Raw genomic sequence first — 14,694 nt, forward strand, 5'->3', positions numbered from 1 at the left:
ATGAGATTTGTAGCCGCAATTTTTATCGTTGTTTTTTTAATCGGGTGCGGATATAAGCCTGTTTCAAAGATAGCTAACGAGATAATGGATGAGAGTGTGTATGTAGATGTGCTCATCGATAAATCCGAGCCCAAAAATAGCGTCTGGATAAAAGACAGCGTAAAAGAGGGCATCGTATCAAGGTTGAATAGAAATTTAAGCGACGATAAAAATGCGGGCACAACCATAAACGTAAGTATCAGATCTATGAATTTTCAAGCACTTCTTTATGATGAAGACGGGTATGTTTCGCTTTATAAGGCGGTGTTAAATTTGGAGTTTGATACGAAATTTAAAAACGGCAAAAGCTATAAGATAGTTACCAGCGGAGAGCATGACTTTAGTATATCAAGGAAGATTAAAGACGTTCGTTATGCAGATAGCGTTATCAGCGAGACAGATAAGTATAACGCTATAAGAGCCGCTTCACAAGAAGCCTTTGACGAATACATAGCTACTCTTGCCGTTAAGGGATTTAAAGATGTCAACAAAGATTAATCAGATAATTAGAGATACTATAGGAGTTATGAAGGAGAGAAATTTAATCCTAACTCCTGATAACTATGCCGAAACATTTTGCGAGATAGCTAAGAAAAACGGTGTAGTAGTGCCTGATTGCCAGAAACTTGAAAAGTATATCTCAAGGTTAAATTCGGACTTGCAAGAGCAGCTTAAAAGTAAAAAAGTTAAAAATTTAGACGAGCTTTTTGCGTTTCTTAGCGCCAGGCTAAACGCAGCAGGTTCAAACGACTCGTTAAAACTAGTTAATGCTTTATCTTTAATGAGTAAAAGAATTTTACAAGCCACTGCCGCGCTTCATAACAAAGAAGCTAGGAAGTTATCTGATATGAGCATAGAGGCGCTTAATCGCAAGCTTGATATGGCTACGGTAGAAAAAGTTAAAGACAAATGGTTTGAGTTTTTGACGAATTATGACGACTCGTTTTTTAGCCGACTTAATAGCTATGGCGTGAAAAATTATGACGATATACAAAGCCTTATCATAGATCTTGATAACTCGCTTATGAGATCGCACGATAGCGCTTATATCTGCCAAAAGATGATACCTCTCATAGTTTTAATGCTAACCCCTTCGATATCAGATCAGATGGATAGTGAAATTAGCGCCTTTGAGCTAAATTTAAAAAGCGATCCGAAATCTATTGAGCAAGAGAGTGTAAAAACCGAGATACAAAAACTTGTTAAAAAGCGTATAGAGCTTGATAAGGCGGAAATTTCAAGCAAAGTTTCAGTGTTAAATGAAGTGCTTGAGAGTATCAATATTCGTGTTACTAATCTTATGAGTAGCTCTACTATAAGCTCAACTAAGATGCAAAACATCAAAAGAGACCTGAGCGAGATAAATTTAATAAATTTAAGGCAAGATAGCTTTGAGGGTATTAGAAATAAGCTTATGAGCATAGCCGATATGCTTGATAGCGAGACTAGAGAGCTTGGTAATCAGATGAGCTCCAATCAAAAAACCATCAAAGAGCTTCAAGATAGGGTAAATCGACTTGAGGGAGAACTTGAGAACGTAAAAGCCGAGAGTAAAGAGGATTTCTTAACCAAAACGGCGACTAGAAGAGCTCTCATGGAAGAGCTTGATCGCAATGAAGAGGTTTATAAAAGATTTGGCACGGATTATTCAATATGCTTTTTTGATATTGATCATTTTAAGAGGATTAATGATACTTACGGGCATGAGGCGGGCGATGTAATTATATCAAGCGTAGGCAAGATGCTTAGAAAATACTCCCGCCAAATAGATATAGTAGGTAGATACGGCGGAGAAGAATTTGTAGTGATGCTTCCTCAAACTCCACATGCAAATAGCCTAAAATTTGCAAATAAAATTCGCAAAATAATTCAAAGCTCTAAATTTATGTATAAAGATGAACGCATTAATGTAACTATAAGTTGTGGAGTGGCGGTAAGAAGCGAAAATAACGATTTGGCTTCCACTCTTGAAACGGCAGATAAGATGCTTTACGCAGCAAAACAATCAGGCAGAAATATGGTAATGCCAAAATCCAATGAAGCTTGATAAGTTTTTAAGCCAAAAGCCGCTTTTTTATAAAGAGATCGACTATACTCGCATGCCGCGTGCATGGAAAAGTATAAAAGATAGTCTAAATCCCTTTAAGATAATACATATAATAGGTACAAACGGTAAGGGCTCAACAGGAAGGTTTTTAGCTCAAATTCTGCATCTTCAAGGTAAGAGCGTGGGGCATTACACAAGCCCTCATATATTTGAATTTCGCGAAAGATTTTGGCTAAACGGAGATGTCGTTTCTGCAGATGCTTTAGAGGCTGCGCATAAGCGTTTACAAGCTATGCTAAGCGATGAATTTAAGATAAAAACCAGCTATTTTGAATACGCCACCTTACTTGCTGCGGTGCTATTTCATGAATGCGATTTTTTTATCTGCGAAGCCGGGATGGGGGGCGAGCTTGATGCGACAAACGTCTATGAGAAGCTATTTAACATCTTCACTCCTATCGGGCTTGATCATGTCGGCGTTCTTGGAAATGATATCGAAGAGATTTCAACTACTAAATTTAACGCCTTAGGATATGACGCTAAAGCTCTTTTAAGCGACAGCATGGATAAGAAAAGCGTTAAGATACTAAATCAAATCGCACAAAAAAAGAGCGCTTCAGTAAAATTTGCAAGTGAAATTTTAAATGAAGCCGACAAAGAAGCCATAGCTGAATATGCCTTGAAATTTAGCCTACCTGAGTTTCTAGCTTCGAATTTGACATTAGCAGGAGCTGCCAGTAAGGCGCTTTTGGGTAAATTTGAGATATCTGATTTAGATGAGTTAAATTTGCACGGAAGATGCGAAAGGATAGCTTCAAATGTCTGGGTTGACGTAGGACACAATGAACTTGCTGCGTTTGCCATGGCTAAAAAATTTAGAGGCAAGAAGCTAACTCTGATCTATAACTCATTTGCCGATAAGGATTTTAATGCTGTTTTAAAGGCGTTAAAGCCTATCATAAAAGATGTCTTAATCTACGAATATGAAAGCCCCCAAAGAGAACTTGCGACAAATCAGATAAAGCTAGTGCTTGATGATATGGGCGTTGCTTATGATGACTTTAAGGGATTAAAATTTACGGAGTCGCAAAAAAGCAAAGAGAAATACTTGGCCTTTGGCTCATTTTTCTTAGTTGAAGCCTTTTTAAGGCAGTTTGATGCAAGCTAGGATATATGAGTATCTTTTAAAACCAAATGAAGCCCAGATTATTGTTTGTGAAGACGACAAGGAGGTTTTGCTTATCGAAAATGCGGTTAAATTTGCAGGCGTTTGTCCGTTTAGCTTGCCTGATTTTAGAGCGCATTTTGGCGATGATCTACGCTCTTTTAGCGCAGAGCTTTACGAGCTGTCGGCTAAGCTTTCTAAATTTTACGAATTTGAGGGCAAAAAGCTTCTTATAGCTCCTATTTCAACCATCTTAAACAAACTTCCCGGCAAAAAACATCTACAAAAAACTACTCTGAAATTTGGCGATAAGTTAAACTTAAACGAGCTAGCTGACGAGCTTATGCGCTTTGGTTACGAGCCTGTGGATATCGTTGAGAGCGAGGGCGAGTTTTGCTTGCGCGGAGATATCATTGATATATTTTGCATAGGAAGCGATGAGCCACATAGAATTTTGCTTTTTGACGATGAGATAGAAAGCATCAGAAACTACTCAACCAGCACTCAAATTTCAAACAAAACCGAACTTGAAAGCGTTGAAATTTCACCATTTATCGCAGCGCTTAGCAAGGATGAATTTGAAAAAGCAAGCCAAAAAGCGCAACAGCTAAAAAGCGAGGCTTTGATAAATGACCTTAATTCACTTGGTTTTTGGGCGATTGATGGTTTTATAGATTATAGCAAGGAGTTTAAGACCGTCCTTGCAAAAGAGTTTAAATTCGAGGATTTTGAGAGAGATACGAGCGCGCTTCATGATTTGCCCGTGATTCCTGAAGCAAAAATTTACAAAGACCTGTCCGTAACGCCTAATAAGGACTTTTTTGAACTTAACACCAATAAAAATATCAAGGTCATAGCCCGAAACGACGGGCTTTTTAACTCGTTAAATTTAAGCGAATATAAAAATATAGAATTTATTAAAAGCGACGTTGTCGTAAATCTAACTTCCGGTAATGAAATCATCGTTTCGCTTAATAAATTTGAAAAGAAGCGCCGCGTTAAGCGTGCAAGTTTAGTGATTGACGAGCTAAAGATAAATGACTACGTTGTGCATGAAGAGTATGGTGTAGGTCGATTTGTGGGACTTGAAAAGATAACCGTGCTAGGAAGCATGCGCGAATTCGTAGTTATCGTTTATCAAAACGACGACAAGCTTCTTTTGCCTGTCGAAAATATAAATTTAATCGACCGCTATATAGCTCAAAGCGGCTGTATAGCGGCACTTGATAGGCTTGGTAAGGCTAGCTTTGCCAAGATAAAAGAAAAGGTTCGCCAAAAGCTATTCATAATCGCTTCCAAGATCATCGAACTTGCCGCTAAAAGAGAGCTAATTCGCGCCGAAATCATACAAAAAGATGATGCCGAATACTTAAATTTCTTGCAAAATGCGGGCTTTGATTATACGATTGATCAAGAAAAGGCCGCAAGCGAAATTTCAAAAGATCTTGCAAGCGGTAAGGTTATGGATAGGCTTTTAAGCGGAGATGTTGGCTTTGGCAAGACTGAAATCGCTATGAATGCGATATTTAAATGCGTTAAATCAGGATTTCAGGCGCTATTTTTCGTGCCTACGACGTTGCTTTCGGCTCAGCACTTTAAGAGCCTAAAAGACAGGTTTGACAAATTTGAAATTCCGGTTTTTAGACTTGATAGATTTAGCTCGGCAAAAGAAAAATCAGCCGTTAAAAGAGCGCTTGAGGAGGGTCTAGCTTGCGTTTGCGTGGGAACTCATTCGCTTTTGGGACTGAAGGCTTTAAATTTAGGGCTTATTATCATCGACGAAGAGCATAAATTCGGCGTTAAGCAAAAAGAGAAGTTAAAAGAAATTTCAAGCAACTCGCATATCCTTTCAATGAGCGCGACACCTATCCCAAGAAGCCTAAATATGGCGCTTAGCAACGTAAAAAGTTATAGCGTGCTTCAAACTCCGCCAAGCTCTCGTTTAGACGTGAGAACAAGCGTAAGGGAGTGGGATGAAAAGGTGATTAAAGAGGCGATTTTGCGGGAGTTAAGAAGAGGCGGGCAAATTTTTTATATCCACAATCACATCGCCACTATGGATCAGGCAAAAAGGCAGATTAAGAAAATTTTGCCAAATTTGCGCATCCTCATACTTCATTCAAAGATAGATGCAAATACCACAGAAGACGAGATGATGAAATTTAAAGCGGGTGAATACGACATCTTGCTTTGCACGAGCATTGTTGAAAGCGGAATTCACCTGCCAAACGTAAATACGATAATCATAGAAAATGCAAACAAATTCGGTATGGCGGATCTTCATCAGCTAAGAGGCCGAGTGGGTAGAAGCGATAAGCAGGCGTATTGTTATTTCTTGGTTGAGGATAGAAGTGAGCTTACGCCAGAGGCCTTAAAGCGGCTTGTAGCACTTGAGAGCAATTCGTTTTTAGGCTCGGGCTCCGTGCTTGCTTATCATGATTTAGAGATTAGGGGCGGAGGAAATTTAATCGGAGAGGCTCAAAGCGGGCATATCGAGGCTATCGGGTATTCGCTTTATATCAAAATGCTTGAAGACGAGATAAATAAGCTTTTAAACAAAGAGAATTTTAAGAGTAAAAAAGTTGATCTTAAGCTTAGTATAAACGCATTTTTAAATCAAGATTTTATCCGTGAAGACAGGCTTCGTCTAGAGCTTTATCGTCGCCTTAGCAAGTGTGAAGAGGTAAGCGAAGTGCATGCCATAGAAGGCGAGCTTGAGGATAGGTTTGGTAAGATTGACATTTATACCAAACAGTTTTTATCGCTCATAATAATTAAAATTTTAGCCGTAAAAGCGGGCTTTAAGCTTATCTCAAACAGCGGTCAAAACATCGTTCTTACAAATTTAAACGACGAGAAAACGGTTTTAAAATCAAAAAGCAAAGATGATGACGATATAATAGATGAAATTTTAATCCATCTAAGAAAGGCGTCAAGATGATTGATTGGAGCTTGAGTCACGCTGCTGTTTTTAGGCGTAGGATAGGGGCTTTAAGGGCTGTGCATGAGATTGATTTTGTTGAGCTTGATAACCTTGTCGGCATGGAAAAACAAAAAGAGCAGTTAATAGCCAACACTCAAAATTTCATAGACGGCAAAGAGGCTAACAACGCCATTTTGTGGGGTGCAAGAGGGTGTGGCAAAAGTAGCTTGGTAAAGGCTGTTTTTACTAAATTTCATAACGAGGGCTTAAGACTCATAGAGCTTAGAAGCGATGAACTTCAATTTATCGTTGATATCATCGATGAGGTTCGCAGAAGTAATTATAAATTTATTATTTACTGCGATGATCTAAGCTTTGAAGCGGGAGATACGAACTATAAATTTTTAAAGCCGATTTTAGAAGGCTCGATAGAAAAAGCCCCTAAAAACGTGCTTATATACGCCACTTCAAACCGCCGTCATCTAATCAGCGAGCTAAAAAGCGACAATGAAGGCACAAGCGTAACTAGTGACGAGATCCACTACGCAGAAAGCGTGGATGAAAAAATTTCGCTATCTGATCGCTTCGGCCTTTGGATAAGTTTCTACCAAGGAAGCTTTGCCGAGTATCTTAAGATCGTGGATTTTTACTTTAAAAACTACACGGGCGATAGGCAGATGCTTCACGAGCTTGCCAAAAACTACTCCGCGCTTAGAGCTAGCAGGTCAGGGCGAACCGCAAAGCAGTTTTATCTATCTTATAAAGAGAAGCTTTTGTGAGAGCGGGATTTATAGGCGATATCGTCGGGCGAGCGGGTCGTAAAATAGTGGCTGAAAACGTTAAAAAGATGCGGGATAAATTTGAGCTTGATTTCATCATCGCAAACTGCGAAAATGCAAGCGGCGGCTTTGGATTAAGCGCTCAAAACGCAGCCGAGCTTCTAGAGTGCGGGATAGACGCGATAACTGGTGGCAATCACAGCTTTGATAAAAAGGAGATCGCCTCGCTTATGGATAGCTTACCGATAATTCGTCCGTATAATCACTTCGCAGGTACTGCCGGCAAAGGCGTGATAAATTTAAAAAGAGGCGAAAAAAGCTTAAGTGTCATAAATTTAATGGGGCATTACGCTATGCCTCACACAAATAACGCCTTTTTAGAGGCACAAAACGCTCTAAAAGAGTGCGAGAGCCAAAACGTGCTCATTGATTTTCACGCGGAAGCCACGAGCGAGAAAAACGCTATATTTGGCTATCTAAACGGACAGGTTAGCGCGATATTTGGCACGCATACTCACGTAGGCACTGATGATTTGCAAATTTTAAATCATACCGCTTATGCAAGCGATGTGGGTTTAAGCGGAGCCTTTGACGGAGTTATCGGTATGGACAAAGAAGCGCCTATTAAGACGTTTGTAACGGGCTTTAAGCACTCTTTTAAGGTAAATGAAAGGTGCAGGCGGATCTTTCAGATGATAGTTTTTGAGTGTAAAGAGGGCAGGTGTGTGGATGCTTTTAAGGTTAGGGTGATAGACGGCATAGATGAGATGCAGGTGCAAAACGCACTTAAATTTGATAGATAGGTTGAAATTTGAGAAGCGAAGAACTATTAATAACGCTTTTAAACGCGGGAATTAAAGCGGATTTACAAGATGAGCTTTGGTGGCCAAATTCGCGTAGCTTTGAAGTGATTGTCGGAGCGATTTTAGTGCAAAATACCGCATGGAAAAACGCTCAAAAAGCGCTTGATAATCTAAAAAATAGCGGAAATTTAACTCTTGAACGTTTAGCGAATTTAGACACGGCAAGTATTGCGATCATGATTAAACCAAGCGGCTTTTACAACACCAAAGCAAAGAGGTTAAGCTTGCTTTGCAAGGCGATATACGAGGAATTTGGCAGCTTTGATAGCTTTAAGCAAAACGTGAGCAGAGAGTGGCTTCTTGGCATTAGAGGCATAGGTGCCGAGACTTGTGACGCGATACTTTGTTACGCTTGCGAGCGCGAAGTGATGTGCGTGGATAGCTACGCACTTAGGATTTTGGCTCATTTCGGATATGAATTTGAAAGCTACGAAGAGGCGCGTGAATGGTTTGAAGATATCGATACAAGCGCGGTTTGCAAAGCTTACGGAAAAGAGCTTGGTCTAAATCAAATTTTTGCGCGCTATCACGGCAAGATAGTGGAATTTGGCAAAGCTCACTTCAAAGGAAAGAAGATTGACGAAGCAGGCGCTAAACTGCTTGATACGTTAAGGTGATATCGTGAAAAAAGTTTTATTTATCGATACCGGTCTTGAGTGCGGAGGGGGCACGAGAAGTCTTATATATCTTTTGCGTGAACTTACAAAAAAAGATAACTACGATATATCGGTATTTTTTGAAAGAGATTACGATATAGACGGCAAGAGAGTGTCGCAAGCTATGAGCGATATCGGTGTTAAGTTTATAAAATTTGAAGAAAAACCGCAAATTTCAAAGTTTAAAAGAGAAGTTTTAAGAGCTTTTTCAAAAGAAATTTTAGCCAAAAATTTATACAAAAACGAGTTTAAATTCGCTCTTAGTCTGCTTAAAAGCGTAAAAACGGACATAATTTATCTAAATAATCATTTTTCAACGAATTTGGCATATATCGATGCGGCTAACGCTCTTGGTATTAAGGTAGTTCAGCATTTAAGAAAAAATGCCGAAGTGGAAAATTTTAAGGTTGAAATTTTAAAAAAGCTTAAATTTACCCCTATCAGTGTTTCAAATTCGACACATCAATTTTATGACAATCAGCTAAAGATAGAAAAGAACGTAGTCTATGACCCTGTAATTTTTAACTCGAATTTTAAAGATAATAGCCCAAAAGATAGTATAAATTTAATAATGAGTGCGAATTTTTTAGAACTTAAAGGGCATGAGCTTGTATTTGACGCCTTGATTGGACTGAAGCGAGATGATATCAAACTTACTTTAGCAGGTGGCGGTAAATTTAAAGAGAGGGCGCAAGAAAAGCTAAATCGTTTAGAAAAAGAGGGCAAAGTAACAAATCTTGGCTTTGTTAAAAACATGGATGAAATTTACTCGCAAAACGACTATCTGCTTGGTTTTTCAAGCACAGAAGGCATGCCACGCGTAGTTTTAGAAGCTCTTGGCTATGGGCTTGGAGTGATATTTTCAGATATCGCTGCGATAAGAGAAATTTATGAAATTTCATCAAATAAAGAAAATTTTCATATCTTAAATCGAGATAGTTCAGAGCTTTTAAGATGTCTTGAAAATCTTAAAAAGCCAATTCAAAAAATGCCCGATGAGGAAATCATAAAAAGATTTAGCATGGATAGCTATATCCGTGATATAGATAAAATTTTAAGCAAAATTTAAAGGAATAAAATGATATATGATAATATAATTCAAACGATAGGAAAGACGCCTGTAGTAAAATTAAATAGCTTAAAACAGGCAGGCATAGCAGAAATTTACGCTAAGCTTGAGTTTTTTAACCCGGGCGGCTCGGTTAAGGATAGAATCGCTGCAAATATGATTCTTGAGATGCAAAAAGACGGCGCGTTGAAAAATGGTGATATCATAGTTGAGCCAACAAGCGGAAATACAGGCATCGGCATAGCCATGACGGCAAGCGCGCTTGGATATGAGGTCGTGCTAACTATGCCTGAGACGATGAGTATCGAAAGGCGCAAAATTTTAGCAGCTTATGGAGCCAAACTTGTGCTAACCGATGGTGTAAAAGGCATGAAAGGTGCGATAGAAAAGGCAAATGAGCTTGCAAAACAGCCAGGGTATGTGATGCTAAGCCAGTTTGAAAACGCTTATAATCCGCAAGCTCACGTAAAAACTACCGCAGTTGAGATAATGAGTGATTTTAAGTATCTTGACGCTTTTGTAGCCGGTGTCGGTACGGGCGGGACGCTAAGCGGTGTTGCTAAAGTGCTTAAAGAAAATGGCTATGATACGCAGATAGTTGCCGTTGAGCCAAAAGAATCAGCCGTGATCTCGGGAAATCCGGCAGGCGCACATAAAATTCAAGGCATAGGAGCGGGATTTATCCCTGATACACTTGATACTTCTTTAATCGACACAATAGAGCTAGTTAGTAATGAAGAGGCTTTTGAGGCGGCTAGGGCCTTGGCAAAAAGCGAGGGAATTTTGCTTGGGATCTCCGGAGGTGCGGCTCTTGCGGTAGCTATCCGCACGGCAAAAAGGCTAGGTGATGGCAAAAAAGTGCTGTTTATCGCACCTGATAATGGCGAGAGATACTTAAGCACGCCACTTTACGAGGCTTAAAATTTGAATATAATTGAAGAGATAAAAGAGCTCGTTGCCACTGTCGGCGAGAAAGATCCTGCCGCAAACGGATGTTGCTTTTGGGCGGTGCTTATAAATACCCCTGGCATTCATGCGGTGGTTTTTCATAGATTTTCGCATTTTCTATACGTGAAGAAATTCTTTTTTATTGCTCGATTTATCTCTCAAATTTCAAGATTTATAACGGGCATTGAGATACATCCGGGCGCAAAGATCGGCTCAAGGCTCTTTATCGATCACGGCATGGGGGTAGTTATCGGAGAAACTGCCGAGATCGGAGATGATGTTACGATGTATCATCAAGTAACTCTTGGCGGAACGGGTAAAGAAGTAGGCAAGCGTCATCCGACTATTAAAAACGGTGTTGTCATAGCAGCAGGTGCAAAGGTGCTTGGAGCTATAACAGTAGGCGAAAATTCAAAAATCGGAGCAAATTCGGTTGTGCTTAAAGATGTGCCCGATAATGCAACGGTGGTAGGTATACCCGCTAGAGTAGTTAGGATAAACGGCGAGAAAATCGAGAGCTAAAGCCCATAAACTCTAAAATTTAAGTTTTTATATAATTTAGGTTAATTGCGAGCGGGTAGAGTTCTAAAAATTTACTCTTCAAAATTTATTACGGTTTGAGCGCTAACTGTCGGTCTTTTGACCGTATTTGCGGTTTTGCTAAACTCTATAAGATCTTCCGTGTACCTTACTACACTTGGAGTATTTTTAACTGCGGCTTTAAAAATTTCAGCTGCGGCGATAGCGTCGTTCATCGCTCTATGATGAGTGTTTTGTATGCCTAAAACCTCTTTTAGTGCGCCAAGTCCGTATTTAAGCGAAGGGATTGTTCTACGAGCTAGATCGATAGTGCAAATTTTGCGATTTAGCATAGTGCCAAGTCCAAATTTCTCAAAGCTGGCGTTGATAAATCCGTAGTCAAATTTCACGTTGTGCGCTACGAAAACGCACTCGGCTAAAAAGAGTCTAAATTTTTCAAGCACGCTTGCAAGGCTTGGAGCGCCTTTGAGATCATCTACTCGTATGCCCGTAAGCGCGGAGATATTTTCAGGTACGCTGCTTGCATACACGAGAGTTTCAAATCTATCAAGCTCAATTCCGTCTTTTATCTTGATTGCGCCGATTTCTATGATCTGTCCGCTGTTTATGCCGCCGCTCGTTTCTATATCTACGACGCAAAAAGTTTGATCGTCTATGTTTCTTTTTCTTGTGTTTAGCTCTATCTCGTTTGAGTCGTTTCGCCTAATGTCAAGCCCTAAAATTTGCCACATGGCAAGGTCTCTTACGTCAAATATCGAGCTTAATTCTTCTATCTCGTTTGCTTTTGAGATAAATTCATAATAGCTTAAATTTTGCTTGCAGAGTAAATTTATGAGATTTTCTAGCTTTTGGTTCAAAACTCAAGCTTTAGCGCTCTTATCGCCTCCGCGTAAGAGTTTGATGAAAATATATAATTGCCCGCAACGACTATATCAACGCCAGCTTCATCAAGCTCGGCTACGTTTAGTCCCGTTACTCCGCCGTCTACTTCTATGAGGCATTTTGCATTTTTGCGCTCTATCATTTCGCGTAGTTTGCGAGCTTTTTCAAGCACTGAAGGGATAAATTTCTGTCCGCCAAAGCCCGGATTTACACTCATTAAAAGAACCATATCAATCTCGTTTATGATGTATTCAAGAGTTTCAATAGGCGTGTGCGGATTTAGCGTGATAGCAGGGCTTACGCCGTTTTTTCTGATATGGTCTATTAGTCTTAGCGGGTGCTTTTCTTCCTCTATATGAAAGCTTAAAAATTTAGGCTTAAGCGGCAAGAAAAGATCGGCAAAAAATGTGTTGTTTTGCACCATCAAGTGTATATCAAGAGGCTTTGTGGAAGCCTTTGCAACTGCACTTACCACAAGCGGTCCGATGGTTAAATTCGGAACAAAATGCCCATCCATCACATCAACGTGCACAAGATCGCAACCCGCTTCGCAGATCGCTTCTATCTCCGTTCTTAAATTTCCAAAATCAGCCGATAAAATACTCGGAGCAACGTACATATAATTCCTTTGTTATCTACTTAAAAATAGCGCACCGTCGGTGCCGTCGACTTTAAGCTCGACGAACGCACCCTTGCTTACGGTGTCGCCGTAACTCATATAATCATCAAATACATTAGGCATCGTAAGTTCTACCTTAAGACGCTTTGACTCAAACCACGCTAAAAGCTTATTTGCTATTATTACCATCAAATTCCCGTAAGCGTCGTTTAGAGACGTTTCGTCATCGTCTTGCAGTAAGACGCTACAGGATTTTGTTGCCGTCTTTTTATCAAGACAGAGCAAGATTTTAGCATCCACATCGCCGTAAAATGCAATGCAACCTGTGAGCACATCTTTATTAAAGCAAAATTGTTTTATGCTTACATCGCCTCTGTTTACGCTTGCTTTTGCAATTAACGAGATCGTATCCATAGTCGTTTTTAGCACCAATGGAAGCAGCTCTACAAGGCTTTTTGTGATGTTTCTAGGCTTTGCTTCAAGCATACCCGCACCGCCTTCTATAGTGCTTTCATCGCTAAAAAAATCTTCAACGCCATTATATAGTAAAATTCCCGAATCCTCTAAATCGTTTTTTAAAGTTTCTGAAGTATTTGCGTCGCTAAGTCCGCAAATAGCGATTATCGCGCCGTATTCCGCGCTTGCGGTTGAAAGCTTGGCAAGGAAGCTAACTCCGTGGATATTGATCGATCTTGCCTTGGTCGCATCAAATACAAAAAATTTAAAACCGACTTTAAGCGAGTTGGTGTGAGCTTTCATATCGAAATTTTCGGCGAAATTTGAGTCTATATAGCCTGTTAGCTTGTAAATGATGACATTTTCTCGCACTTTTATCGTTAAATTTCGTTCGTTTAAATTGATGTGAATTAGCGAAATTTTTATATCGTACTCGTCATAAAGCCTTCTAAATTCTTTTATCTCTTTTGCTACATGGATATCATATCCTCGCTCAACGAGCCTTAGTGCGATCTGGTTTTTTTGCTCTTGATTGTCGTGAAATAGCAGAATTTTTTTATTTTTAGAGTTTTTTTTCGGGCTTGTGAAAAACAGCATCGCTATCTCTTGAGTTTCAAAGAGCGAAAAATTCAAGTTGTTTGCCGACATGCTTTTTATCGCTTTAAATTTCGTTTCGTTATAGTCGCAAAATGCGATATTTGCGTCGATTTTTTTTGCAAGTTCGTAGACGGACTCTACGATAGAGCTTAGCCCTCTTTTGTTAAAATAAACGACTTTTTTTAAAGAGATTAGAATGCACTCAAATTTTCTAGAAAGGATTAGCTCCTTGTCGATAGCTTCGATTTCATATTTTGAGCCGTCTCCGTCAAGAAATCCGTGCGGAGAAAAGACAACCACGCTCTCTTTAAATTTAGGCTTCATAAGATACGGCTCTCATGAAAGTTTCCACTTCGTCTTCGCTTGGCTCTAAATCAAACTCAAAGAGCTCTCCAAAGCCCGCGTTTCTAAATTCCGACTTTGAGAGTTCATAAGAGATCAGCAAATTTATATAGGTTGTTATCTTATCTTGTCTGTCTTTTTTGCCGAGTCTTGAAAATATGTCTATGATGGTGGAGCTTAACTGCCACTTTTGACCCACCAAGCAGCATAGCTCAAATATATCAAGCCCGCTTTGCCTTCTTAAAATTTCGCTATAACTAACTCCGCTTGTCTTGTTTATCAGCCTTAAATCATCCAAATTTGTTTCAAAAATTTTTTCGCATAGACAGATGCTTGCGGGAATTAGAGTGATGGATTTTAAAATTTCTTTATCGTTTATGGAAATTTCTTTTAAAATTTGCCCCCAATTAAACATAAAATTAGCCTGTAAATTTGCAAATTTATGTGTATCCATATCAAAAATTTGCCATTTTTTAGGGGTTGTTAGCAAAACATAATAAGAATAAAGCACATTTATAGTCTCATCCACTCCAAGCGTTGCGAAAATTTGCGATATCTCTTTTATCTCTTTTTTGAAGCCAAAGATAGGTTTGTTTATGATAGAGCGCATATATCCTACTAGTGCTAAGTCGTTGCTTGCAACTGCTGCGGCCTTGGCTAAATCTCCGCTCGCAAGAGCGCTTTGGCAGGTTTTTAATATAGCAGGAATTGCCGGAATTTGAGATATTATCCTATCTATGTCCGCTTGATTTATCATTATCGCATTTCG

The 14,694-nt window shown here is 39.5% G+C and carries 14 protein-coding genes; 10 read left to right on the forward strand and 4 right to left on the reverse strand.

Annotated features, from left to right (window positions below):
* Genes lptE through epsC form a run of 10 tightly spaced genes read left to right on the forward strand, consistent with a single transcriptional unit; the run spans window position 1 to window position 11,011 of the window.
* The gene (lptE, locus tag CORI_RS03650; protein WP_173030847.1) at window positions 1-537 is read left to right on the forward strand and encodes an LPS assembly lipoprotein LptE; all 537 of its coding nucleotides are present in this window, start codon (window positions 1-3) and stop codon (window positions 535-537) included.
* The gene (locus CORI_RS03655; RefSeq protein ID WP_173030848.1) at window positions 521-2,086 is read left to right on the forward strand and encodes a GGDEF domain-containing protein; all 1,566 of its coding nucleotides are present in this window, start codon (window positions 521-523) and stop codon (window positions 2,084-2,086) included. Before lptE ends, CORI_RS03655 begins: the two co-directional genes overlap by 17 nt.
* Window positions 2,076-3,254, forward strand: coding sequence for a Mur ligase family protein (locus CORI_RS03660; RefSeq protein WP_173030849.1), 1,179 nt, complete (start codon window positions 2,076-2,078; stop codon window positions 3,252-3,254). The genes CORI_RS03655 and CORI_RS03660 overlap by 11 nt, the downstream gene beginning before the upstream one ends.
* Window positions 3,244-6,192: a transcription-repair coupling factor gene (mfd, locus tag CORI_RS03665; RefSeq protein ID WP_173030850.1), complete on the forward strand. Its 2,949-nt coding sequence runs from the start codon at window positions 3,244-3,246 to the stop codon at window positions 6,190-6,192. Before CORI_RS03660 ends, mfd begins: the two co-directional genes overlap by 11 nt.
* Window positions 6,189-6,953 carry an ATP-binding protein gene (locus tag CORI_RS03670; RefSeq protein WP_173030851.1) on the forward strand — a complete coding sequence of 255 codons (765 nt, stop codon included), beginning with the start codon at window positions 6,189-6,191 and terminating at the stop codon, window positions 6,951-6,953. Before mfd ends, CORI_RS03670 begins: the two co-directional genes overlap by 4 nt.
* Window positions 6,950-7,756 carry a TIGR00282 family metallophosphoesterase gene (locus CORI_RS03675; RefSeq protein ID WP_173030852.1) on the forward strand — a complete coding sequence of 269 codons (807 nt, stop codon included), beginning with the start codon at window positions 6,950-6,952 and terminating at the stop codon, window positions 7,754-7,756. Before CORI_RS03670 ends, CORI_RS03675 begins: the two co-directional genes overlap by 4 nt.
* A gap of 8 nt (window positions 7,757-7,764) precedes the next feature.
* The gene (locus CORI_RS03680; RefSeq protein WP_173030853.1) at window positions 7,765-8,433 is read left to right on the forward strand and encodes a 3-methyladenine DNA glycosylase; all 669 of its coding nucleotides are present in this window, start codon (window positions 7,765-7,767) and stop codon (window positions 8,431-8,433) included.
* Between the two features lie 4 nt (window positions 8,434-8,437).
* Window positions 8,438-9,541 (forward strand): glycosyltransferase family 4 protein, encoded by a 1,104-nt coding sequence (locus CORI_RS03685; RefSeq protein WP_173030854.1) that lies wholly within the window; start codon window positions 8,438-8,440, stop codon window positions 9,539-9,541.
* A gap of 9 nt (window positions 9,542-9,550) precedes the next feature.
* Window positions 9,551-10,462 (forward strand): cysteine synthase A, encoded by a 912-nt coding sequence (gene cysK / locus CORI_RS03690; protein ID WP_173030855.1) that lies wholly within the window; start codon window positions 9,551-9,553, stop codon window positions 10,460-10,462.
* A 9-nt stretch (window positions 10,463-10,471) separates the two neighbouring features.
* Window positions 10,472-11,011 (forward strand): serine O-acetyltransferase EpsC, encoded by a 540-nt coding sequence (gene epsC / locus CORI_RS03695; RefSeq protein ID WP_169942097.1) that lies wholly within the window; start codon window positions 10,472-10,474, stop codon window positions 11,009-11,011.
* 71 nt (window positions 11,012-11,082) lie between these two features.
* Here the strand turns inward: epsC and CORI_RS03700 are convergent, their stop codons facing one another.
* The 4 genes from CORI_RS03700 to CORI_RS03715 are packed head-to-tail and all read right to left on the reverse strand — an operon-like array spanning window position 11,083 to window position 14,682.
* Entirely contained in the window at window positions 11,083-11,886 is an 804-nt protein-coding gene (locus CORI_RS03700) for a 3'-5' exonuclease (protein WP_173030856.1), read from the reverse strand.
* Window positions 11,883-12,530, reverse strand: coding sequence for a ribulose-phosphate 3-epimerase (gene rpe / locus CORI_RS03705; RefSeq protein ID WP_173030857.1), 648 nt, complete (start codon window positions 12,528-12,530; stop codon window positions 11,883-11,885). Before rpe ends, CORI_RS03700 begins: the two co-directional genes overlap by 4 nt.
* A 12-nt stretch (window positions 12,531-12,542) precedes the next feature.
* The gene (locus tag CORI_RS03710; RefSeq protein WP_173030858.1) at window positions 12,543-13,907 is read right to left on the reverse strand and encodes an STAS domain-containing protein; all 1,365 of its coding nucleotides are present in this window, start codon (window positions 13,905-13,907) and stop codon (window positions 12,543-12,545) included.
* Entirely contained in the window at window positions 13,897-14,682 is a 786-nt protein-coding gene (locus tag CORI_RS03715) for an HDOD domain-containing protein (protein WP_173030859.1), read from the reverse strand. Before CORI_RS03715 ends, CORI_RS03710 begins: the two co-directional genes overlap by 11 nt.
* Between the last annotated feature and the right edge of the window lie 12 nt (window positions 14,683-14,694).

Origin of the sequence: Campylobacter sp. CCUG 57310 (assembly GCF_013201975.1) — a bacterium.
Lineage (GTDB): Bacteria > Campylobacterota > Campylobacteria > Campylobacterales > Campylobacteraceae > Campylobacter_A > Campylobacter_A canis.

Coding starts and splice junctions, on each gene's coding strand:
- lptE (WP_173030847.1), top strand. CDS start 1: ATGAGATTTGTAGCCGCAATTTTTATCGTTGTTTTTTTAATCGGGTGC.
- CORI_RS03655 (WP_173030848.1), top strand. CDS start 521: ATGTCAACAAAGATTAATCAGATAATTAGAGATACTATAGGAGTTATG.
- CORI_RS03660 (WP_173030849.1), top strand. CDS start 2,076: ATGAAGCTTGATAAGTTTTTAAGCCAAAAGCCGCTTTTTTATAAAGAG.
- mfd (WP_173030850.1), top strand. CDS start 3,244: ATGCAAGCTAGGATATATGAGTATCTTTTAAAACCAAATGAAGCCCAG.
- CORI_RS03670 (WP_173030851.1), top strand. CDS start 6,189: ATGATTGATTGGAGCTTGAGTCACGCTGCTGTTTTTAGGCGTAGGATA.
- cysK (WP_173030855.1), top strand. CDS start 9,551: ATGATATATGATAATATAATTCAAACGATAGGAAAGACGCCTGTAGTA.
- rpe (WP_173030857.1), bottom strand. CDS start 12,530: ATGTACGTTGCTCCGAGTATTTTATCGGCTGATTTTGGAAATTTAAGA.
- CORI_RS03710 (WP_173030858.1), bottom strand. CDS start 13,907: ATGAAGCCTAAATTTAAAGAGAGCGTGGTTGTCTTTTCTCCGCACGGA.
- CORI_RS03715 (WP_173030859.1), bottom strand. CDS start 14,682: ATGATAAATCAAGCGGACATAGATAGGATAATATCTCAAATTCCGGCA.